This window comes from Phaeovulum sp. W22_SRMD_FR3, from assembly GCF_052113705.1.
Lineage (GTDB): Bacteria > Pseudomonadota > Alphaproteobacteria > Rhodobacterales > Rhodobacteraceae > JBGQOG01.
The window spans coordinates 20,619-42,531 of record NZ_JBGQOG010000011.1 but is presented as its reverse complement, the minus strand read 5'-3'; the positions used below and the strand labels follow the sequence as shown (position 1 = coordinate 42,531).

The window sequence follows — 21,913 nt, the reverse complement described above, 5'->3', positions numbered from 1 at the left end:
GAATTCCTAGGCTAGCAAAGCGCGCGCGGCATCGATCCCCAAAGCCTCGGGGCGGGCGCAGCGGGTGGTGAGCGGGATGAAGCGGCCTTCCTCGCCCGATTGCAAAATGGCGGTCATCACCTCGACCACATGCAGCGCGAATTCATCGTTGCAGCGGTGGGGGCGTCCCTCGGTGATTGCCTGCGCCATATCGGCCAGGCCCGCCGTGCGGTAATCGGCGACCATGCCGCGGGGGATCTCGCGGTTCGGCGGGCCGAGCGGGTGATCCCAGGCGGGCAGATCGGCGGGCTCGGCCCCCTTGGTCAGCCGCACCGGACCGTCAAAGAAATTCGGGTCCGGCACATGCAGCGTCCCCTCGGTGCCATACAGCGCCATCGGCGCCAGATCGTGCTGCCAGACATCCCAGCTGGCGACGAGCGTGATCACCGCGCCGCTGTGAAACTCCAGCAAGGCATGGATCGTGGTCGGGGTTTCCACCGGGATCACCTCGCCCCGCCGGGGTTCCGAGCCGATGGTGCGGGTGGGCGAGGGCGTGGCGCTCAGCGCCGAAACGCGGGCGACCGGGCCCAGCAATTGTACCAGATTGGCGATGTAATAGGGGCCAAGATCAAGGATCGGCCCGCCGCCTTTCAGGAAGAAGAAGTCCGGATTGGGGTGCCAGGCCTCCATCCCGTGGCTCATCACCGCGCAGGTGCCCGAGGTGATCCGCCCCACCGCGCCCGCATCAATCAGATGCCGCGCCAGCTGGTGCGAAGACCCAAGCACGGTATCGGGCGCCGAACCCAGCCGCAGACCGCGCGCCGCCGCGAGGGCGGCCAGATCGCGTCCCTCCTCCAGGCTGAGCACATAGGGCTTTTCGGAGTAGACATGCTTGCCCGCCTCCAGCGCCGCTTTCGATACCGCGTAATGCGCGGCCGGAATGGTGAGGTTGAGCACCATATCCACCTCCGGATGCGCCAAAAGCGCCTCCGGGGTCATCACCTCCACCCCAAATTCGGCACCGCGCGCGGCGGCGGCTTCGGGGTTCACATCCGCCACCGCGCGGAAGCTGATGTTCTTGAAATTCACCGCCCGCGACAGATAGGAGGTCGAGATATTGCCACAGCCGATCAGGCCGATCCGCAGAACTTGGGTCATGTCAGTCTCTCACAGGGCTTGGAACGAAGCGCGGGCATTGCGGGCAAAACGCGCGAAATCATTGGGATTGTCATGCTCGGCCACCAGAATTTCGCAGCGGCTGTGGGCCTTGAGCGCGGCATGGATCGCGGGCCAGTCCATCGTGCCAGTGCCCGCATCGGCCCAGCCGCTTTCATCCGCCTTTTCCCCCGCCGGGGCGAGATCCTTGAAATGCGCCGCAGTGATGCGGGCGCCGTGGCGGGTGATCCAGTCCACCGGATCGCCGCCGCCGCGCACGATCCAGGCGATATCCGCCTCCCAGTCGATCATCGGCGCCTCCGTCAGCAGGATCTCCATCGGCACCGAGCCATCGGCCAGCGGCGTGATCTCGAAATCATGGTTGTGCCAGCCAAAGGCCAGACCGCGCTCGGCCATCAGCGCGTGGCAGGTGACCAGCCGCGCCGCAATCGCGCGCCAGCCCGCCGCCTCGGTCGGGCGGTGATCAGGGTGCAGCCAGGGCGCGAAAACCCGCGACACCCCAAGGGTCTTGGCCAGCGTCTTGACCCCGTCAGGATCGGTCTCGACCATCTCGAGGGGGACATGCAGAGAGGGCATGGTCATGCCCGCGGCATCAAGGGCGGCGCGGGTCTCGTTGGCCTCGGCGAAATTGCCAAAATAGCCCTCGGCGGCGTTGTAGCCAAGCGCGCCCAGACTGGCGATGATCTTGGTATAGGGGGTGAAATTGCGGGCCGAGAAGAGTTGCAATGAGAGGATCATCAGACACCTGTTGGTTTAAAGCCGCAGCTCGCTGCGGGCGTCAAAAAGGGAGGAACGGGCGGGATCGAGCCCGATGGTGATGGTTTCGCCACTGCGAATGGCGGTTTGGCCGTCGATGCGGATGCGGAATTCATCCGTACCGATCCGGGTCCAGAGCAGCGTGTCCGCCCCCATCGGCTCGACGATTTCCACCACCACCTCGGTCTGCACCGGGGCGCGGGCGGCGGCCTCGCCCACCAGCACATGTTCGGGGCGGATGCCAAAGACGGCGGGGCAATTGGCGGGGGGCGGGGCGGCGAAATCATAGCCCGGCACCGGGATCGTCAGCGCCCCCTCAAAGCTGAGGCCCCGCAGATGGCCCTGCAGGAAGTTCATCGGGGGCGCACCGATAAAGCCCGCCACATAGAGGTTCGCCGGGCGGTTGTAGATGTCGAGCGGGGCGGCAAGTTGCTGGATGACCCCGCCCTTCATGATCGCGATGCGGTCGGCCAAAGTCATCGCCTCGACCTGATCATGGGTGACGTAGATCATCGTGTTCTGCAGGCTGTTGTGCAGCCGTTTCAGCTCGACCCGCAGCTCGGCGCGCAGTTTGGCATCAAGGTTCGACAGAGGTTCGTCGAACAGGAACACATCCACATCGCGCACCAGCGCCCGGCCGATCGCCACCCGCTGCCGCTGACCCCCGGAGAGGGCGGCGGGTTTGCGCTGCAACAGCGGCCCCAGATGCAGGATCTCGGCCGCCCGCGCCACCCGGCGGGCAATTTCTGCCTTGGGCAATTTGGCGTTCTTCAGGCCAAAGGACAGGTTCCCCTCGACCGTCATCTGCGGGTAAAGCGCATAGGACTGGAACACCATGCCGATGCCGCGCGCCGAAGGTTCGGCCCAGGTGACATTCTTGCCCTCGATCCAGATCTGCCCGCCCGAAGGCTCCAACAGCCCGGCGATACAGTTCAGCAGGGTGGATTTGCCGCAGCCCGAGGCGCCCAGCAGCACCAGAAATTCGCCCTTCGGAATGTCGAGATTGAGGTCTTTCAGCACCGAAACCGCGCCGAAATTCAGTTGCAGATCGCGGATCGAGACCGAAATCCCCTCCAGTGCCGTTTGGGATTCATCAAACATCGGATGTCCTTTCTCAGCCCTTGACCGCGCCCGCGGCGATGCCGCGCACGAAGAGCTTGCCGGAAATGAGGTAGATGGTGAGCGGCACGATCCCGGTGATCAGCGTCGCCGCCATGTTGACGTTGTATTCCTTGACCCCCTGCACCGAGTTGACGATGTTGTTCAGCTGCACGGTCATCGGATAGGTGTCGGGCTTGGTGTAGATCACGCCGAACAGGAAATCGTTCCAGATGCCGGTGATCTGCAGGATGACGGCGACGGTGAAGATCGGCACCGACATCGGCACCAGCACCTGCAGAAAGATCCGCCAGAATCCCGCGCCATCGACCCGCGCCGCCTTGAACAATTCCTCGGGCAGCGAGGAGAAATAGTTGCGAAAGAGCAAGGTGATGATCGGCATCCCAAAGACCGTATGCACCAGCACCAGCCCCCAGACCGAGCCCATCAGCCCCAGTTCGCGCAGGATGATCACGATCGGATAGATCATCACCTGATAGGGGATGAAGGCACCGAAGATCAGGATGGTGAAGAACAGCTCGGAGCCTTTGAACTTCCAGTTCACCAGGGCATAGCCGTTCACCGAGGCGACGATGATCGAGATGACCACCGAGGGCACGACGATGCGCACCGAATTCCAGAACCCGCGCGACAGGCCATCGCAGTTCAGCCCGGTGCAGGCCTCGGACCAGGCTTTGACCCAGGGTTCAAAGGTGATCTCGACCGGCGGGGCAAAAATGTTGCCCATGCGGATTTCGGGCATGCCCTTCAGCGAGGTCATCACCATCACCCAGAGCGGCAGCAGGTAATAGAGCGAGACCAGACAAAGCGTGCCATAGATCATCACCCGTTTGCCGGTCAGCCCGGTTTTCGGCCGCGCGCCCGCCGCGCCCGAAAGAAGACGTTGGGTCGAGGCCGGGGCCTGACGATGGAGGGGGGAAAAAGACGTATCAGCCACGGCGCTTGCCTCCGAATTCCAGAAGGGCCCAGGGGATCACGATCACCAGCACCGCGAGCAGCATCATGGTGGAGGCGGCAAAGCCCTGGCCGAGGTTTTGATTGGCGAACATGTAGTCATAGACATATTTCGCAGGGACTTCCGAGCTGATGCCCGGGCCGCCATTGGTCAGCGCCACCACCAGATCGTAGAGCTTGACGATGCCCGCCCCGACGATGACCACCGCCGTCACAAACACCGGCCGCAGGATGGGAATGACCACGACGAGATAGGTTTTCCAGGCCGGAATGCCGTCCACGCGGCTGGCTTTCCAGATGTCCTCATCCACCCCCCGCAGCCCGGCCAGCATGATCACCGTCACGAGGCCGGTGCCCTGCCACATCCCCGCCATCAGCAGCGCCACGATCACCAGCTGCGGGTTGTTCAGCGGATCAAAACTGAAACTCTCCCAGCCCATGCCGCGCACAATGCCCTGCAGGCCGAAATCCGGGTTGAGGATCCATTGCCAGACAAGGCCGGTGACGATGAAGGACAAAGCGTAGGGGTAGAGGATGATCGTGCGAAACGCGCCTTCAAAGCGGATCTTCTGATCCAGAAGCGCGGCGAAGACAAAGCCGAGCACCATGGACAGCACCAGCGCCAGAATGCCGTAGACCGCCAGATTTTCCACCGAAGCGACCCAGCGCGAGGTGGACCAGAGCCGGTCATATTGGTCGAGGCCGACGAAATCGAGTTTTGGCAGCAGCTTGGATTTGGTGAAACTGTGCACAACCGTCCAGAGCGAACAGCCGATGAAAATGACGGTCGCGGTGACCACCATCGGCAGGGCCGCGATCTTGGACATGGGATTGCGCAGAAGATGGCGGGGACGCGCGGTGCCGGACATGGGCGGATCCTGTCATGAAGGGCATCCCGGGCCGCCACTATGGGAGCTGCGGCGGCCCGGAACGGGGGAGGTTACTTGTCGTTCTCGATGATCTGGGCAAAGCGCGCCTGCGCATCTGCCGCCGTCATCGCGGACCCAAAGAACTCCGCCATCAGATCCTCGACCTGACCGCGCGAATCCGGCGAGATCAGCTGGTCCACCGAGGGGATCACATTCCCGGCCTTCAGCGTCGCCAGCCCCTTTTGCATACAGGCGCCCGCCTTGGTCAGATCGACATCGCCGCGCACCGGCAACGAGCCCTTCTTCAGGTTGAACGCCACCTGCGCCTCGGGCGAGATCAGCACCTGCGCCAGTTCCTTTTGCGCGGCGGTGACCGCCGGATCCTTGTTCACCGGGAAGTAGAAGGCGTCACCGCCGGTGGAGATGACCGGATCGCCGCCCATCCCGATAAAGCAGTCGTAATCCGTGCCCGCCACCTTGCCGGCCAGCGCGAATTCACCCTGCGCCCAGTCGCCCATCACCTGCGCACCCGCATCGCCGTTGATCACCTGGGCCGTGGCCAGGTTCCAGTCCTGGACATTGCTGTCCTTTGAGAGGTCGCGCGCCGTGGCCAGCTCTTCAAACACCTGTGTCATCTCGGGGCCGGTCAGCACCGCAGGATCCGCCTGCCCGAAAGCCGCCGTGTAGATTTCGGCCCCGGCAAGACCGGCAATCAGCGTCTGCAGCAGGGTGTTTTCCTGCCAGCCCTGCTTGCCCAGCGACAGCGGCACCTTGCCCGCGGCCACCAGCGCGGGGGCTGCGGCCTTCAGTTCCTCCCAGTTGGTGGCGGGCGCAACGCCTGCGGCCTCAAAGGCGGCGGGCGAGGTCCACATCCATTGCGGCGAATGGATGTTCAGCGGCACGCAATAGACTTTGCCATCGACCGTGCAGGCATCCAGCAACGAGACCGGCTGCACGATGTCGCGCCAATGCCCGGCCTCGGCAATATCGGTCAGGTCCTGCATCAGACCGGCCTCAACCAGTTCCTGCGCCTGTTGCCCGTGGTTCAGCTGCGTCGCCGCCATCGGATCGCCCCCGAGGATCCGCGAAATGATCACCGGGCGCGCCACCGTGCCCGAGCCCGCAATCGCGCCATCGACCCATTTGTTGCCGGTCTGCGCCTCAAACATCGCGGCCAGCTCTTTGACCGCCGCCGCCTCGCCGCCCGAGGTCCACCAATGGGTGATCTCCAGATCTGCGGCCGCCGCCACCGCGGGCAACAGGCCCACGGGCAGTGCCACAAGCGCGGTCGCGGCCAGCAAATGGCGCATTTTCTTGCCCGTTTGACGGGTGGTCTGATCGGTCATGGTCCCTCCTCCCTCAGGGCTTTCGCCCTTTTCCTGTGCCTGCGTCCGGCCCTGCCCGACGCGGTGCCAACGGCCTGCCGGGCCTGCCGCCCTGCAACCTGAACGAATGCTCAGCAACGCCTCCTCGCGTTCTGAAATCGTTTACATAGGCTGTCACGGGTTTTTCATTGCGTCAACAAGAAATGTAAAGCATTACATGGGAGAGATTTCAGCAGCAGCAAAACGACGGCACGGAGGCAGCTATGTCAGTGAGCATCAAGGATATTGCGCGCCTCTCCGGGGTCTCGACGGCCACTGTCAGCCGCACCTTGTCGAACCCGGAACTGGTCTCTGAGGAAACCCGGGCGCAGGTGATGGCGGTGGTCGAGGCACAGGGCTACCGGGTGAATTCCATGGCGCGCAACCTGCGCCGCCAGCGCGCCGATTCGGTTCTGGCGATCGTGCCGGATCTGGGAAACCCGTTCTTCTCGGCCATTTTCTCCGGCCTGCAGCAAAGCCTGATGGCGAGCGGCATGGATCTTCTGGTGACCGACAGCCGGTCCGCACTGGAACAGGGGCATTCGCTTTTGTCGCATCTGCGCAATGCGCGGGTCGATGGGGTGATCTGTCTGGATGGGGGCCTGCCCGCCGCGGTCCGCACCGAGCTGGCCAAGCCCGAGAATGCCGACCGCGTGGTCTTTGCCTGCGAATGGTTTCCCGAAGGCGGCTTTCCCTCGGTGCGCAGCGACAACCGCGCCGGGATGACCCTCGCGGTCGAGCATCTGGTCGGGCTTGGCCACCGCGACATCGCCTATCTCTCGGGACCGATGAGCAATGTGTTGTGCACCGAGCGGCTTGCGGGAACCATTGCGGCGCTGGGCGCGCATGGGATGGACCTGCCCGCGAGCCATATTGGCGACGGGGATTTTTCGCTGGAAGGCGGACGGGCGGCGGCGGAATGGGTGATGCAGCTGACACCGCGGCCCACGGCGGTGCTCTGCGCCTCGGATCAATTGGCCATCGGCCTCGCCTCGGGGCTGCATGCGCGCGGGATACGGGTGCCCGAGGACATTTCGCTGGTGGGGTTCGACGACATCCAATCGTCAGAATATGTCATTCCGGCGCTGACCACTGTGCGGCAGGACCGGTTGCGGCTGGGCGCCTGTGCGGCGGAACTGCTGCGGGCGCGGTTGTCGGCGGATCACCCGGCGGCGGATACGGTGATCACCATCCCCGTCAGCCTGCAAATCCGCGGCTCTACAGCGCCGCCGAAGACCCTGTAACAGATGGTGAAGCCGGGCATCGGCTGACGTCGCCCCTGGCGCCATCGGCATTTCTGCGGCGCCAATGTGACCCATCGTCTTTGGGGATGGCGGCGGTCCCCCGGTGCCGACACCGTTGCGCGGACAGCACTGCGGGGGCAGCACTGCGGTGACAGCACCGGGGGACCTCGGCCCCTGCATGATCATCCCCCATGCCGCTCCCGTCCCCGGCCTGACCCCGGGGTTCCCGTGAGAAACCCGGGACATATTCACCGCGCCGGGACGGACAGCACCCGGCTTTCGCAGCAGAAATCAGGCTATTTCTTCTGGACCACCTGCCGCCGCAACCAGGCGGTAAAGTCCGTGGCCAGCTTGCTCGTCCGCCCCATGGGGCGCGCGACGAAATAGCTCTGCCCCAGATCCGCCTCAACCGGGGCCAGACAGACCAGCCGCCCCTCTGCCAGCTCTGTCTGGATCAGGTAGCTGGGCAATATGGCAACCCCCATGCCCGAAACCGTGGCGGCAATGATCAGACTGAATTGGTCAAACTGACTACCCCCGCGCGGCGGCGGGCTGCCGGGCGCGATGCTCTGGCTGAAGCGTTCCCACAGATGCGGGCGCGACATCAGATGCAGCAGCGGCAAGGTCAGCACATCGGTGGGCGCGCGCAGCGGATGCGCCTCCAGCAAGTCGGGCGCCGCGACCACCATCAGATCTTCGGGGCAGAGCGGGGTCAGCTGCGCCCCGGGCCAGTCCCACCCCCCGAAGTGAACCGCCAGATCAACCTGCTCTTCGTTCAGATCAAACGGGTCCGAGCGGCTGTAGACCACGAATTCCACATTCTCCTGCTCGGCGCGAAAATGCTTGAGACGTGGCATCAGCCAGCGGGTGGCAAAGGTCGGCGGCGCCGCAATCGTCAGCACTTTGGCACTGACCCCCGCGGCCATCGCATGCCGCAGGGTGCGTTGCAACCGGTCGAGATCACCCAACAACGGCGTCGCAAGCGCGCGCCCCGCCTCGGTCAGCCGCACCCCCCGCCCCTCGCGCCGAAAGAGCGGCGTGCCGATCTGCGCCTCGAGGTCGCGCACCTGCCGACTGACCGCGCCCTGCGTCAGCCCCAGCTCCTCAGCCGCCTCGCTGAAACTCTCATGCCGGGCCGAGGCGCTGAAGCAGCGCAAGAGGGACAGGCTGGGAAGGCGGGCAGACAAGGGGCACCTCAACGCATGCAGGATATGCACAAATAAATGCAGGATGGTCGCATTTTATGCAATCAACTTCTTCGCTACTCTGCCCTCGGGAACAGGAGAGCTTGGATGGTTTTGCACAGCGTCGAATGGGAAACAGCCACCGGAACCGGGGACCACAGCGCCGTTCTGGCAGGCGGGGGGCATCATGCTGGATAGTCCCGCCGCCTTCCGCCGCTCGGCCCGGATGTCGGGGATCGAGATCTCGCAGATCGTGCAGATCACCGAACAGGCGGCGCAGCTGCGCGCCGAGGGGCATGACATTGTTGCCCTTTCCACGGGCGAGCCTGACTTTCCCACGCCGAATGCGGTGATCGAGGCCGCCCATGCGGCGGCGCTGAACGGGCAGACGAAATACACCGCCACGGCGGGTACGCCGGCCCTGCGCGATGCCATCGCCAAGATAAACGGTGTGACGCGGGCGCAGGTCGTGGTGTCGACCGGCGCCAAGCAGGTGCTGGCCAATGCCATGCTGGCCACGCTTGATCCGGGCGATGAGGTGATCATCCCCACGCCCTATTGGACGAGCTATTCCGATATCGTCGCGATGGCGGGCGGCACCGCCGTCACCATCCCCTGCGAGATGAGCAGCGGGTTCAAGCTGACCGCCGAGGCGCTGGCGCAGGCGATCACGCCCCGCAGCCGGTGGCTGATGCTGAACTCGCCCTCCAACCCCTCCGGCGCGATCTACAGCGCGGCCGAGATCCGCGCCTTGGCCGATGTGCTGGCCGATCACCCGCAGGTCTGGGTGCTGGCGGATGAGATCTATGAACATCTGAGCTATGTGCCCTTCACCAGCTTTGCCGCCGTCGCGCCGGAACTGGCCGGGCGGACGCTGGTCGTGAACGGCGTGTCAAAATCCTGGTCGATGACCGGCTGGCGGATTGGCTGGGGTGTCGGGCCGGTGCCGCTGATGCAGGCGATGGCGGCGGTGCAGGGGCAGATCACCTCGGGCGCCTCCTCGGTCAGCCAGGCGGCGGCGCTGGCGGCACTGACCGGCGATCAGGCGGATCTCGCCGTGCGACTTGAGGTGCTCGACACCCGGCGCAAGATGATGGTGGCCGGGCTGAACGCCATGCCGGGCATCATCTGCCCCGAACCCGACGGTGCGTTTTACGTCTTTCCCGACATTCGGGGGATGATGACCCGGGGCGGGTTTGCTACCTGTACCGAGGCTTGCCAATGGCTGCTGGACAAGGCGCATGTCGCCATCGTGCCGGGCGCGGCCTTTGGTCTGCCGGGGCACGCCCGTATATCCTTTGCCTATGGCGAGGATGATTTGAACAAGGGGCTGTCGCGCATGGCAAAAGCCCTCAAGACCCTGCGCTGACGCGCGACCCAAAAGGAGACATATCATGGATCACTCCACCGTTCTGACCGCGCTTGGTTTCACGCAGGCGGAACTCACCGGCGGCACATTGGCCGTCCGCTCGCCCATTGATGGCGCCACCGTTGCCACCATCGCCGAGACCCCCGTGGCCGAGATGGCGGGCGTGATCGCCACCGCGCAGGAAGCGTTCAAGGCCTGGCGTGCGGTGCCCGCGCCGCGCCGGGGCGAACTGGTGCGTCTCTTGGGCGAAGAGCTGCGGGCCTCCAAGGAGGCGCTGGGCGCGCTCGTCACGCTGGAAGCGGGCAAGATCACCTCGGAAGGTCTGGGCGAAGTGCAGGAAATGATCGACATCTGCGATTTCGCGGTCGGCCAGTCCCGCCAGCTCTATGGCCTGACCATCGCCTCCGAGCGTCCGGGCCACCGCATGTCGGAGACCTGGCACCCGATGGGGCCGGTGGGCGTGATTTCGGCCTTCAACTTCCCGGTGGCGGTCTGGTCCTGGAACGCGGCGCTGGCGCTGATCTGCGGCAATCCGGTGATCTGGAAACCCTCGGAAAAGACCCCGCTGACCGCGCTGGCCTGCATGAAAATCCTGGCCCGTGCCATTGCCCGCTTTGGCAAGGATGCGCCCGAAGGTCTGTGCCAGATTGTCATCGGCAAGACAGATGTCGGCGAGGCGCTGGTTGCCTCGAAACAGGTGCCGATCATCTCGGCCACCGGATCGACCCGCATGGGCAGCATTGTCGGGCCGAAAGTCGCGGCACGCTGGGGCCGCTCGATCCTTGAACTCGGCGGCAACAATGCGATGATCGTGGCCCCCTCGGCCGATCTCGACATGGCGGTGCGCGGCATCGTCTTCTCGGCGGTCGGCACCGCCGGCCAGCGCTGCACCAGCCTGCGCCGCCTGATCGTGCACAGCTCGATCAAGGCCGAACTGGTGGAGAAACTGAAGGCCGCCTATGCCAGCCTGCCCATCGGTGATCCGCGCAAGGCGGGCACACTGATCGGCCCGCTGGTGGACCAGGCCGCACTCACCACGATGACCACGGCGCTGAAAAACGCCACGGCCGAGGGCGGTGTCGTCTTTGGCGGCGCGGTGGTGACCGAGAATGTGCCGGGGGGTGCCTATATCCAGCCCGCTCTGGTCGAGATGCCGGGCCAGACCGAAACCGTCAAAACCGAAACCTTCGCGCCGATCCTCTATGTCATGAGCTATGAGACGCTGGAGGAAGCCATCGCGCTGCAAAACGACGTACCGCAGGGACTGTCGTCCTGCATCTTCACGCTGAACGTGCGCGAGGCCGAAACCTTCCTCTCCTGCACCGGCTCGGATTGCGGCATTGCCAATGTCAACATCGGCCCCTCGGGCGCGGAAATCGGCGGCGCCTTTGGCGGCGAGAAAGAGACCGGCGGCGGCCGTGAAAGCGGCTCGGACGCGTGGAAAGGCTATATGCGGCGTCAGACCTCGACGGTGAACTATTCCGCGCAGCTGCCGCTGGCGCAGGGCGTGTCCTTCGACATCTGATCCGATCCCCAACAGGCCGGGCCCCGCCGGGGGCCCGGTCCCAACGCACACTGATGCCTCCCCCCTCCGGCACTTCCCCACACCTGCATCACCGCACAGATGAAACGGCTGAACTCATGCATCCCGACGCCATCCGCACGCTCTTTTCGCAAGCCATGTCCGCCATGTACCGCAGCGAGGTGCCGCAATACGGCACACTGATGGATCTGGTTCGCGACGTGAACGCCCAAACCCTCGCCGCAGACCCCGCCTTGCGGGCGCAACTGGCAGCTGCGGGCGAGCTCGACCGGCTGGACGGTGAACGCCATGGCGCGATCCGGCTGGGCACGGCGCAGGAACTGTCCCTCATCCGCCGCATGTTCGCCGTGATGGGCATGGCGCCCGTGGGCTACTACGACCTTTCCGTCGCGGGCATTCCCGTGCATTCCACCGCCTTTCGCCCGGTCGAGGCGGCCTCGCTGCGCCACAATCCGTTCCGGGTGTTCACTTCGCTCCTGCGTCTCGATCTGATCGAGGACCGGGCGCTTGCCGCCGAAGCCGACGCCATCCTGAGCCAGCGAAAGATCGTCACCGACGGCGCCCTCGCGCTGATCGAGCGGGCCGAGGCCAAGGGCGGCCTGACCGAGGCCGAGGCAGAAGATTTCGTTCGCGAGGCGCTCGAAACCTTCCGCTGGCACAGCGATGCCACGGTGAGCGTTGAAACCTATGCGAAACTGGTGGCGGCGCACCGTCTGGTGGCCGATGTGGTCAGCTTTCGCGGGCCGCATATCAACCACCTCACCCCGCGCACGCTGGACATTGACGCCGTGCAGCGCATGATGCCTGAACGCGGCATTGACCCGAAAGCGGTGATCGAAGGCCCGCCGCACCGCGCCGCAGACATTTTGCTGCGCCAGACCTCATTCAAAGCCCTGCAGGAGGAAGTGCTGTTCCACGGCACCCCCGGCACCCATCTTGCCCGTTTTGGCGAGATCGAGCAGCGCGGCGTGGCGCTGACGCCCAAGGGCCGCGCGCTTTATGATGACGCCCTTGCCCGGGTGCGCGCCGCAGAGGAGGGCAGCTATGCCGAGCGGCTGGCCACGGGCTTTGCCGCCCTGCCCGATGACCATGGCGCGCTGCGCCGCGCGGGTCTGGCCTTTTACCGCTACCGCGCCGCACAGGGCGCGCTGGCGCGGCCTGCCGACAGCATCAAGGCCTTGATCGACATGGGCGCATTGATCGCCGATCCGCAGGTCTACGAGGATTTCCTGCCGGTCTCGGCCGCCGGGATCTTTCAATCGAACCTTGGCTCCGAAGATCAGTCGAACTACCGCCCCGCCGCGAACAAAGACGCCTTTGAGGCCGCGCTGGGCGCGCGCGTGGCGGATGAAATGGCGCTTTATGCCGCGACCGAGGCCGAGAGCCTGTCTGTGGCGCTTGCCGCCCTCGGACAGGCGCATCTTCTGGCGGGCCACAAGGCGGCCTGATGCAGAGGTCGCCCCTCCCGGACGGGCCGCTGGCCGCGTTTCGGCATCACCTGCGCGCCGGGGGCTTTGCCGGGGATCTGGCCGAAGACGGCGCCACCCGTGCCGTCTTTGCCACGGATAATTCGGTCTATGAACTGCCGCCCCTGGCCGTGGTTTTCCCCCGCACGCCGGAGGATCTGAACCGCATTGCCCGGGCCGCGACGGCCAGCGGCATCGCGATCACGGCGCGTGGCGGCGGCACCGGCACCAATGGCCAGTCGCTGACCGACGCCGTGGTCGTGGACTGCTCGCGCCATCTGACGGTGATCGAGGAGATCAACACCGAGGAAGGCTATGCGATTGTGCAGCCCGGTGTGGTCCTCGATCAGCTGAACCGGGCATTGGCGGGCAGCGGCCTCTTCTTTGCGCCCACGGTTTCCACGGCCTCGCGCGCGACGCTGGGGGGCATGGCCGCGACCGATGCATCCGGCAAAGGATCGCGCCTGCACGGGCGCACCTCGGACCATGTGCTGGGGATGGAGCTGGCGCTGGCCGATGGCAGCGATCTGACGCTGGAGGCGGGGCCGTCCGGCGCAAAAGGCGCGCGGGCCGCCGCGCTCTCTGCCCTCATCCGGGAGACGGCAGAGGCCGAAGCCGCCGAAATCGCCCGGGTGTTTCCGGTGATGAACCGGGGTCTGACCGGGTACAACCTGCAACAGGCCTGTCAGAATGGCACGGTGTCGCTGATCAAGCTGCTTTGCGGCTCGGAAGGGACGCTGGCGCTGACCAAACGCCTCCGGCTGCGGCTGGTGCCAAAGCCGCAGCGCCGGGCGTTGATTGTCTATGCCTATGACGACATGACCGCCGCCCTGCACGATGTCGGCCGCCTGCTGGCGGGCGACCCTGCGGCCATTGAATTCATCGACGACAAGATTCTGACGCTGGCGCAGCAAGACCCGGTATGGGGCGCGGTGGCCGGGGTTCTGGAGCATGACGGCAGCCGCCCGGTGCGCGGTTTGAACTTTGTTGAAGTGACCGGCGCGCATGACGCGGCGATCCGCACGGCGGTGGCCCGTTTCAGCGCCCTCGCGCCCGCCCCTGCCAGCCTCATCAATGCGCGCGCCGTGACCGACGATGCGACCATCGGCGAATTATGGTCGCTCCGCGCGAAATGCGTCGGGCTTTTGGGGCGGATGGACCCGACACGGCAGGGGACGCCCTTTGTGGAGGATGCGGCGGTTCCGGCGGAAAACCTGCCCGCCTTTGTCGCCGGGTTTCGCGCCATTCTGGATGCGCACGGCCTGAGCTACGGCATGTTCGGCCATGCCGATGTGGGCTGCGTCCATGTGCGCCCCGCGCTCGACATGCGGCTGCCCGATGACGCCGCCATGATCCGCGACATCTCGGATGCGGTCCACCGTCTGGCCCGCGATCATGGCGGGCTGATCTGGGGCGAGCATGGCAAGGGCTTTCGCGGTGAATATGTCCCCGATGTCTTCGGACCCCGCCTCTATACTGCCCTGTGCCGGATCAAGGCGGCTTTTGACCCCGACAACCTGCTCAACCCCGGCAAAATCGCCAGCCCCGATCCCGCACAGAAGCTGACCCCGCTGGACGCGGTGCCCTTCCGGGGGCCGCTGGATGCGCGGATCACCCCGGCACTGTCGCAAACCTATGCGGCGGCGATCAAATGCAATGGCAACGGCCAATGCATGGGGCGCGACCCCGATGAGGCAATGTGCCCGTCGTACAAGGCGACCGGCGACCGGCTGCGCGGCCCGAAGGGGCGCGCAGCCCTGTTGCGCAGCTGGGCGCGCCAGCAGTCGGCCGCCGCGGCGGGCGCCGAAACGCCCGGGTTGCGGGCACTTGAGGCAGAGCTTCATGACAGCCTCTCGGATTGCCTCGGCTGCAGGGCCTGCGCCGCGCAATGCCCGGTCCGGGTCGATGTTCCACAGATGCGCAGCCGCTTCTATGCGTCTTACTTCAGCCGCCACCGGCGCCCCCTGTCGCACCATCTGCTGGCGCGGATGGAGGATCTGGCCCCCCTGATGCGCGCGGTTCCCGCCTTCAGCAATGCCGCGCTGCGGCTTTTGGCGCCGGTGCTGCGCGCCACCGGGCTGACCGATCTGCCGCAAGTGCGCCCTGCCCCGCGGCACCGCCGCGGCCACCCCGGCACGCGCGGCAAAGTGATGCTGATCGCCGACGGCTTTCTGGGCACCTTTGATGGCGCGGTGATCGCGGCCTGCGCCGACCTGCTCGGCCATCTCGGCTATGAGGTGACCTGCTCAACCCCGGTCAAAACCGGCAAGGCGCTGCACATGCTGGGCCTGAGGCGGGCGTTTTCGCGGCGTGCCGCCGCCAGTCTGGCGCAGATGCGGGAGTGGCAGGGTCAGGGATACCGGCTGGTCGCGGTGGAGCCTGCTTTCGTGTCGATGTTCACCGCGGAATATGCGGAAGAAGGCACCCCCCTGCCCGAGGTTACCGCCATTGACCGCTTCTTGCTTGAGGCGACCGACCCCGCGGTTGATCCGGCGGCAATCTGGCGCGCAGACCGGCCGGCCGCCGCCGATGCCCGGCCCTACAGCCTGTTCAGCCATTGCACCGAAGCCGCTGCCGATCCGCAAACGCCCGCCCGCTGGGCTGCCGTGTTTGCCCGGTTCGGGCTTGCGGTGCAGTCCGAGCGCAGCGGCTGTTGCGGCATGGCGGGCACTTTCGGGCACATGCGCGACAAAGCCGCATTGTCAGAGCGGCTCTATGATCTCTCATGGCGGGGGCGGATCGAGATTGCGGGCGAAAGGGCACTGGCCACCGGCTTTTCCTGCCGCTGTCAGGCCAAACGCTTCTCCGGGCGGCGCCCTTTGCATCCGGTCGAGGTGCTGAGCGCGGCCTTGCGCCGCCGCTGACCCGCGCGCTCAAGCCAGAGCGTCGAATTCACGGTGAATCTTGCCCGAGACTTCGGCGGCGCCCGCAAAACGGTCAATCCCGTAGCCGGCCAGCATCGGCACCTCTGCCTCCCCCGCGATCAGCGCCGCAAGCGCTTCGCCGACGGCCGGGGCAATCTGAAACCCGCCGCCGCTGCCGCCAAAGGCGTGAAACAGCCCCGGCGTCGTGCTGCTGGCGCCGATCACCGGCAGCATATCGGGCAGATAGCCCTCAACCCCGGACCAGACACGGATGACCTCGGCCCGCGCCAGCATCGGAATCGCGCGCGCGAGCATTTGCATGCCGCGCAGGGTCTTGAAGGGCGGGACATGGGTGACCGCGCCGCCCGGCTGGGAATGCGTGCGCGGATAGCCCGAAAAGATGATATTGCCGCGCGCGATCTGCCGCACGATGACATCCCCCTCAACCATATGCACCGAAGGGTGCAGCCGATACGGCAAGGGCTCGGTCACGAATTGTGGCGGGCCTGCGCTGAACATCGGCACCGCCTCGCCAAACTGCGCGGCAAGCGCGCCAGACCAGGCACCGGCGGCATTCACCAGCACCGGCGCGGCACAGCGATGGCCCTGCCGGGTCTGCAGCACAAACCCACCGGAGACCGCCTCAACCGCGGTCACCTCGGCCTGCTCATACACCTGCCCCCCGGCCCGTTGCAGCGCGCGCGCCACCGGCGGTGTGCTCAGACGCGGATTGGCCACCGCGCTGCGCGGGGAAAAGGCCGCAAGGGCAATGTCGGCCGCCAGAAACGGGTATCGCGCATGCAGCTGATCGCCCTCCAGCAGCGTCGAGGTGACACCAAAGCGCTGCGCCGTCGCCACATCATGCCGCAATGTCTGCGCCCCTTCGTCGCTGCGCGCGAAATAAAGGTGACCCGTGCGCTCGATCTCGCAGGTTTCGCCGGTCAGCGCCTCGTAGCTTTCCCACAATGCCTGCGCGCGGATCGACAAGGGATATTGCCGGGCCGAACGCCCGTGCAGCCGCAGATTGCCGAAATTTGTCGCGCTGGCCTCCGCCCCGATCAGCCCGCGCTCGAACAGGGTCACGCGCAGCCCGCGCCGGGCGAGGAACAGGCCGGTGAAGGCCCCGAAGAGCCCGCCCCCGATGACCACCACGTCGCTTTCATGCCGGGCGATCATTCTGCGGCCTCGGCGCCGGGCGCCAGCAAGGGGATGGGACGGACCGGCGCCTGCGCGCGCAACCGCCCCGGCACCTGGACGCTGGCAGCGGCAACCAGTTCCGCCAGCGCGGGCGCGCAAAAGCGGCCCTGACAGCGGCCCATGCCGCAGCGGGTGATGGATTTCACCCGGTTGATCTCGGTCGGTCCCAAGGGGGCCGACAGGGCACGACGCACCGCGCCGATGCTGACGCGCTCGCAACGGCAGAGCGTTGTTTCATCGGGCAGATCACCGATGCGCTCGGCGGGCCAGCGGAAAGCGCCGGTCATCGCATCCTGAAACCGGCGCTGTGCCCGCAGGCGGCGGTGGTGCGCATTGACTTCCAGCGGATCGGCGGCGGGCAGCCCCAGAACCCGGAGCATATCTTCCGCCGCCAGCGCACCGGCTGCATCCGCCGCCTCGGCCCCCGCCGTGCGTGCGCCATCCCCCGCAATCCAGAGCCGCGCCCCTGCCCGGCCCATCGCATCGCAGCGCGCAAACCATTGCCGATGCCGCGGATCATGGTCGAATGCGGCGCCTGCCAGTTCGGCCAGTTGGGTTTCCGGCCGCAGGCCATATCCCAGCGCCACCGCATCCGCCGCCAGCCGCACCCGCTGCCCCGCCGCGGTGGCGTAGTGCAGGCCCATGACCCGGTCACCACCCTCGATCTCCAGAAGCCGCGCCGCCGAGATGATCGGCACGCCGCCCCGCCGCAACTCGGCCATCAGCGCCACGCCCTGCAGCGCGGTCCGGGGCGCATGGCGCAGCATCGCCGGAAAATGCCGCAGCTTTTGCGCGAAGGGCGTGGTGTCCAGCACGGTCAGCTGGCGATGGCCCAGCCGCAGATACTGCGCCGCCGCAAGGTAGAGCAGCGGCGACGACCCGGCGAAAATCACCCGCCCGCCAATGAAGGCCGCATGACGTTTCAGCGCCACCTGCGCGCCCCCCAGCGTGAAAACCCCGGGCAGCGTCCAGCCCGGCAGCGGCATCAGGCGGTCCGTGGCCCCGACCGCCAGCAACAGATGGCTGTAGCGCAGGCTGTCATATCCTGCCGGTCCCAGCAGCTCCAGTTGCGTTCCGTGACAGCCCCAGACCAGCGTATCGGGCCGAAAGTCACATTGCGCCAGCACGGCATCCTCGCCGCGCTCCCGGGCCAGAACGCCCGCCGCGGCGCCCCGGAACAGGCGGTCGCCATAGGCTGCCACAGCGGGCCCGAGCCTGCGGGTGCCCTGCCCGCCCGGGCGGGCCGCCTCTTCGAGCACCACCGGGCGCAGACCAGCCGAAACCAGCCTGCGCGCGGCCGCCAATCCCGCCGGACCCGCGCCGACAATGACAACCGACGGGCTAGTCATCGCGCCCCCCCGGCAAATCGGAAGGGCTGGGAAGATCGGAAGTGCTGGACAGACCGGAAGTGGTGGGCAGACCGGAAACCCCGGGCGCATCAGGCCCGACAGGCGCATCAGCACCGACGGGCGCATCGGGCGTGGAGCGCACCGACAGCCCCTCGCAGAGCTCGACCATGCAGGCGCGCAGGCGATGGCCGTCCGCATCCCAGACCGTGCATTCCTGACAGCTGCCCATCAGGCAAAACCCGGCGCGCGGCGTGCCGTCAAATTCAGAGATCCCGATCCGGGCCGCGTGGCGCAGCAACGCCGAGACGAGGGTCTCGCCCCGCTGTCCGATGATGTCAGCGCCATCGAAACGGATCACCACCGCGCCTGCCGAAGGGCCCGGGGCGGGGGCAGGATCGCGGTCCAACGGCAAAAAGAGGCCGGGCTGCATTTCTATCACCATGCAATAGGAATTATTCCCATATGAAAGTGACAAAACGGTCTGTGGTCAAGCCCCCGCGTGCAACCGAACCCTCACCGCGCGACAGAAGGGATCAGCCGAACGAGATCGACCGCGCCGCCGCCAGGATCATCGGCGCAAACGAAGAGACGATTTCCGCCCGGCTGTAGCGCAGGGTCGAGGCCGCGATGGAGACCGCCCCGATGACCCGCCCATGCGCTCCCAGAACCGGCGCGGCAATGGATGCGTCGCCGTGATAGAGCTCCTCGAAGGCCGCCGCAAAACCCTCGAGCCGCACCCGCGTGATGATCTCATGCAGCGCCGCAATGTCGGTCACCGTGTTCTGGGTGTGGGGCCGGATATCCGATGCGGCCAGTACGGCATCCACCTCCTCTTGCGGCATGCGCGACAGAATCGCACGCCCCGGCGCGACGCAATAGGCCGGCAGCCGGGTGCCAATGGTCACATCGGTGTGCAGCACATGGCGGCTGAGAAACCGCGAGATGAAGACGATCTCGGTTCCGTCGAGCACCGTCAGGTTCACCGTCTCTTCGGTTTCCTTGCTCAGATGCTGCAGCACAGGCATGGCCCGGTCCACCAGCCGCGAGGTGCGGGTGAAGTGATGCGCCAGATCGAGCGATTTCACCGACAGCTCGAACTGGCGGGTTTTGGAATCCTTGTCCAGATAGCCCAGCGTTTGCAGCGTATGGGCAAAGCGCTGCGCCCCGCTGAGGTCGAGCCCGGTCTGCTCGGCGATCTCGGAGAGGGTCATCCGGGGATGGCGCGAATCAAACGCCTCGAGCACGCGAAAGGCCTTGGCGACCGATTGCACCATCAGCGCGTCGGCCTTTTTCGCCGGCCTGGTTTCCTCTGAACTCACCTGATCCTCCACATTCTCAATCGTTGTCAGGGGCCTGATGCCCGATCTGTCCGCCCCTGTCCTGCATAAATCGCCGGAATCCCAGCGCCACGCAACAACAGGATTGACACATGCGCTAACCGCCATTTAATTCTAATATAAATTATCACAATGCAATGGACGCTATGACAAACTTCATTCTGACCGAGAAAACCGGCAATGTTCTGTGCATCACGCTGAACCGCCCCGAGAAGATGAACGCCTGGAATGCCCCGATGCGGGACATGCTGGTCGCAGCGCTGGACGCGGCCGAGGCGGATGACGACATTCGCGCCATCATCCTGACCGGCGCGGGGGACCGTGCCTTTGGCGCGGGGCAGGATCTGAGCGAGAGCAAGAGCTTTGACGCCGAGCGGGCGGAAAGCTGGATGGGCGAGTGGAAAACGCTCTACGCCAAGTTCCGCGAAGGCTCGAAACCCATCGTCGCGGCCTTGAACGGCGTGGCGGCGGGTTCGGCGTTTCAGGTCGCGCTGCTGTGCGATCTGCGTGTGGCGCATCCCGGTGTCCGCATGGGCCAGCCGGAGATCCTGTCGGGCATTCCCACCGTCACCGGCAACTGGATCATGCGCGAGATGATCGGCCTCGGCCGCACCATCGACCTGACGCTGACCGGGCGGATGCTTGACGCGGACGAGGCCTATCAGATCGGGCTGATCAGCCGTCTGGTCGCCGAAGATCAGGTGATGACCGCCGCGATGGCACTGGCGCAGGATCTCGCCAGCAAGCCGCCAGTGGCCATGCGCCTCAACCGTCAGCGCATCGCAGAAGTGACGCAGGCTGGCTATGACGACGCGATGACCTCGGGCATTCGCATTCAGCTCGAGGCCTACAAGACAGGCGAGCCGCAGGCGATGATGGAGGAATTCTTCGCCAAACGCGCCAAGGCCTGACCCCTGTCCGGCGCCCGAATGCCGGGCGCCGGGCCAATCAAAAAAAGCCGTAACCCACCAACAGCTGGAGACACCAGAATGACGTCAAAATCTTCCCTCTCCCTCAGCCGCCGCAGCCTTCTGGCCACCGGAGCCGCAGCACTTGCCATGCCGATGCTGGGCCGCCGCGCGAACGCTCAGGTCACCTCCATCACGGTGGCGGACCCCGGCGGCCCCTTTTCCTCGGGCTATCGCAAGGCCTTCTACGACCCGTTCACCGCCGCCACCGGCATTGAAGTCGTCTCGGTTGCCCGCGACGCAGAGCCGACGGCGCAGTTCAAATCCATCGTCGAGACCGGCAGCTATATCTGGGATGTCTGCACGCTGACCCTGTCGGCGCGGCTGATCATGGAGCAGCAGGATCTTCTGGACCCGCTGAACCTCGATCCGGCGCTGACCGCCGACATCATGCCCGAGGCGGTCCACCCCAACTTTCTGGGGATCGACGTCTATTCCAGCGTTTTTGCCTATAACACCGAGGCCGTGGAAAAGGCGCCCTCGAACTGGGCCGAATATTGGGACACCGAGAATTTCCCGGGCCGCCGGTCGCTGCGCAAGAACCCGATCGACACGCTGGAACAGGCGCTGATGGCCGATGGTGTCGCCCCGGCCGACCTCTATCCGCTGGATGTGGAGCGCGCCTTTGCCAAACTGGATGCGATCAAGGAAAAGGTCGACGTCTGGTGGACCGGCGGCGCGCAAACTTCGCAGCTGCTGCAAAGTGGCGAAGTGGACATGATCAGCGGCTGGAATGCCCGCCTTCAGGCCGCCATCGATTCCGGCGCACCCGCAAAAATCGTCTGGAACCAGGGGCTTTATTCGATCGAAGGATGGGGCCTGCCCAAGGGCGGACCCAAGGGTGATGCCGCGCGGCAGTTCGTCGCCTTCTGCACCAAGGCCGAGCAACAGGCCCTGTTCACCGACGATCTGTCCTATGGGCCGACCAACCTCAGGGCCTATGACCACATCGACCCCGAGCGCGCGAAAGTGCTGACCACCGCACCCGAAAACCTCAAGGGGATGACGCTGGCCAATGACGCCTGGTGGCAGGAACACAAGGACGAGATGACCGAGCGGTTCAACCTCTGGCTTCTGACCTGATCGCACCTCTGTCCCTGCAACGACTGCCGGCGGCGCCTGCGCCTGCCGGCGGCTTTTTCGCGCCCCGATGCGCGACTTCCGTGATCGGATTT

At 65.9% G+C, this 21,913-nt stretch carries 18 protein-coding genes; 7 read left to right on the top strand and 11 right to left on the bottom strand.

All coding sequences use genetic code 11. From position 1 onward, the window contains the following. Positions 1-6: 6 nt before the first annotated feature. From ACEN2S_RS14485 to ACEN2S_RS14460, 6 genes are all read right to left on the bottom strand, one after another. Positions 7-1,137 (bottom strand): Gfo/Idh/MocA family protein, encoded by a 1,131-nt coding sequence (locus tag ACEN2S_RS14485; RefSeq protein WP_441866945.1) that lies wholly within the window; start codon positions 1,135-1,137, stop codon positions 7-9. Between the two features lie 9 nt (positions 1,138-1,146). Next, positions 1,147-1,893: a sugar phosphate isomerase/epimerase family protein gene (locus tag ACEN2S_RS14480; RefSeq protein WP_441866943.1), complete on the bottom strand. Its 747-nt coding sequence runs from the start codon at positions 1,891-1,893 to the stop codon at positions 1,147-1,149. A 15-nt stretch (positions 1,894-1,908) separates the two neighbouring features. Beyond that, positions 1,909-3,012: an ABC transporter ATP-binding protein gene (locus ACEN2S_RS14475; RefSeq protein WP_441866942.1), complete on the bottom strand. Its 1,104-nt coding sequence runs from the start codon at positions 3,010-3,012 to the stop codon at positions 1,909-1,911. A gap of 13 nt (positions 3,013-3,025) precedes the next feature. Beyond that, positions 3,026-3,871 carry a carbohydrate ABC transporter permease gene (locus tag ACEN2S_RS14470; RefSeq protein WP_441867136.1) on the bottom strand — a complete coding sequence of 282 codons (846 nt, stop codon included), beginning with the start codon at positions 3,869-3,871 and terminating at the stop codon, positions 3,026-3,028. 88 nt (positions 3,872-3,959) lie between these two features. After that, positions 3,960-4,853, bottom strand: coding sequence for a carbohydrate ABC transporter permease (locus ACEN2S_RS14465; RefSeq protein ID WP_441866940.1), 894 nt, complete (start codon positions 4,851-4,853; stop codon positions 3,960-3,962). Positions 4,854-4,924: 71 nt separating this feature from the next. Continuing rightward, complete coding sequence (locus ACEN2S_RS14460) at positions 4,925-6,199, bottom strand: ABC transporter substrate-binding protein (protein WP_441866938.1); 1,275 nt, start codon at positions 6,197-6,199, stop codon at positions 4,925-4,927. Between the two features lie 242 nt (positions 6,200-6,441). Between ACEN2S_RS14460 and ACEN2S_RS14455 the strand changes: the two genes are divergently transcribed. Next, on the top strand, positions 6,442-7,461 hold the full coding sequence (locus ACEN2S_RS14455) for a LacI family DNA-binding transcriptional regulator (RefSeq protein ID WP_441866937.1): 1,020 nt from the start codon (positions 6,442-6,444) through the stop codon (positions 7,459-7,461). 296 nt (positions 7,462-7,757) lie between these two features. On the opposite strand, the gene ACEN2S_RS14450 is transcribed toward ACEN2S_RS14455, so the two are convergent. Then, positions 7,758-8,648, bottom strand: coding sequence for a LysR substrate-binding domain-containing protein (locus ACEN2S_RS14450; RefSeq protein WP_441866935.1), 891 nt, complete (start codon positions 8,646-8,648; stop codon positions 7,758-7,760). 184 nt (positions 8,649-8,832) lie between these two features. On the opposite strand from ACEN2S_RS14450, the gene ACEN2S_RS14445 reads away from it, so the two are divergent. The 4 genes from ACEN2S_RS14445 to ACEN2S_RS14430 all read left to right on the top strand — a co-directional run bounded on the left by ACEN2S_RS14445 (position 8,833) and on the right by ACEN2S_RS14430 (position 15,887). Beyond that, positions 8,833-10,014 carry a pyridoxal phosphate-dependent aminotransferase gene (locus ACEN2S_RS14445; RefSeq protein ID WP_441866933.1) on the top strand — a complete coding sequence of 394 codons (1,182 nt, stop codon included), beginning with the start codon at positions 8,833-8,835 and terminating at the stop codon, positions 10,012-10,014. A gap of 25 nt (positions 10,015-10,039) precedes the next feature. Beyond that, a complete protein-coding gene (gene amaB, locus ACEN2S_RS14440; RefSeq protein ID WP_441866931.1) occupies positions 10,040-11,539 on the top strand; it encodes an L-piperidine-6-carboxylate dehydrogenase in 1,500 nt (499 codons plus the stop codon). Positions 11,540-11,655: 116 nt separating this feature from the next. Next, positions 11,656-13,005 carry a 2-oxoadipate dioxygenase/decarboxylase HglS gene (gene hglS / locus ACEN2S_RS14435; protein ID WP_441866929.1) on the top strand — a complete coding sequence of 450 codons (1,350 nt, stop codon included), beginning with the start codon at positions 11,656-11,658 and terminating at the stop codon, positions 13,003-13,005. Further along, entirely contained in the window at positions 13,005-15,887 is a 2,883-nt protein-coding gene (locus ACEN2S_RS14430) for an FAD-binding and (Fe-S)-binding domain-containing protein (RefSeq protein WP_441866927.1), read from the top strand. The genes hglS and ACEN2S_RS14430 overlap by 1 nt, the downstream gene beginning before the upstream one ends. A 9-nt stretch (positions 15,888-15,896) precedes the next feature. Here the strand turns inward: ACEN2S_RS14430 and ACEN2S_RS14425 are convergent, their stop codons facing one another. From ACEN2S_RS14425 to ACEN2S_RS14410, 4 genes are all read right to left on the bottom strand, one after another. Next, positions 15,897-17,063 (bottom strand): NAD(P)/FAD-dependent oxidoreductase, encoded by a 1,167-nt coding sequence (locus ACEN2S_RS14425; RefSeq protein ID WP_441866925.1) that lies wholly within the window; start codon positions 17,061-17,063, stop codon positions 15,897-15,899. Beyond that, positions 17,060-18,433 carry an FAD-dependent oxidoreductase gene (locus tag ACEN2S_RS14420; RefSeq protein WP_441866923.1) on the bottom strand — a complete coding sequence of 458 codons (1,374 nt, stop codon included), beginning with the start codon at positions 18,431-18,433 and terminating at the stop codon, positions 17,060-17,062. The genes ACEN2S_RS14425 and ACEN2S_RS14420 overlap by 4 nt, the downstream gene beginning before the upstream one ends. Then, the gene (locus ACEN2S_RS14415) at positions 18,426-18,863 is read right to left on the bottom strand and encodes a (2Fe-2S)-binding protein (RefSeq protein ID WP_441866921.1); all 438 of its coding nucleotides are present in this window, start codon (positions 18,861-18,863) and stop codon (positions 18,426-18,428) included. The genes ACEN2S_RS14420 and ACEN2S_RS14415 overlap by 8 nt, the downstream gene beginning before the upstream one ends. Positions 18,864-18,966: 103 nt before the next feature. Further along, on the bottom strand, positions 18,967-19,752 hold the full coding sequence (locus ACEN2S_RS14410; protein WP_441866919.1) for an IclR family transcriptional regulator: 786 nt from the start codon (positions 19,750-19,752) through the stop codon (positions 18,967-18,969). A gap of 164 nt (positions 19,753-19,916) precedes the next feature. Here ACEN2S_RS14410 and ACEN2S_RS14405 point away from each other — a divergent pair, with 164 nt between their 5' ends. Both ACEN2S_RS14405 and ACEN2S_RS14400 read left to right on the top strand, forming a co-directional pair. Beyond that, positions 19,917-20,681, top strand: a complete 765-nt coding sequence (locus ACEN2S_RS14405) for an enoyl-CoA hydratase/isomerase family protein (RefSeq protein WP_441866917.1) — start codon at positions 19,917-19,919, stop codon at positions 20,679-20,681. Between the two features lie 78 nt (positions 20,682-20,759). Continuing rightward, positions 20,760-21,821 (top strand): ABC transporter substrate-binding protein, encoded by a 1,062-nt coding sequence (locus tag ACEN2S_RS14400; RefSeq protein ID WP_441866915.1) that lies wholly within the window; start codon positions 20,760-20,762, stop codon positions 21,819-21,821. Positions 21,822-21,913 lie beyond the last annotated feature (92 nt).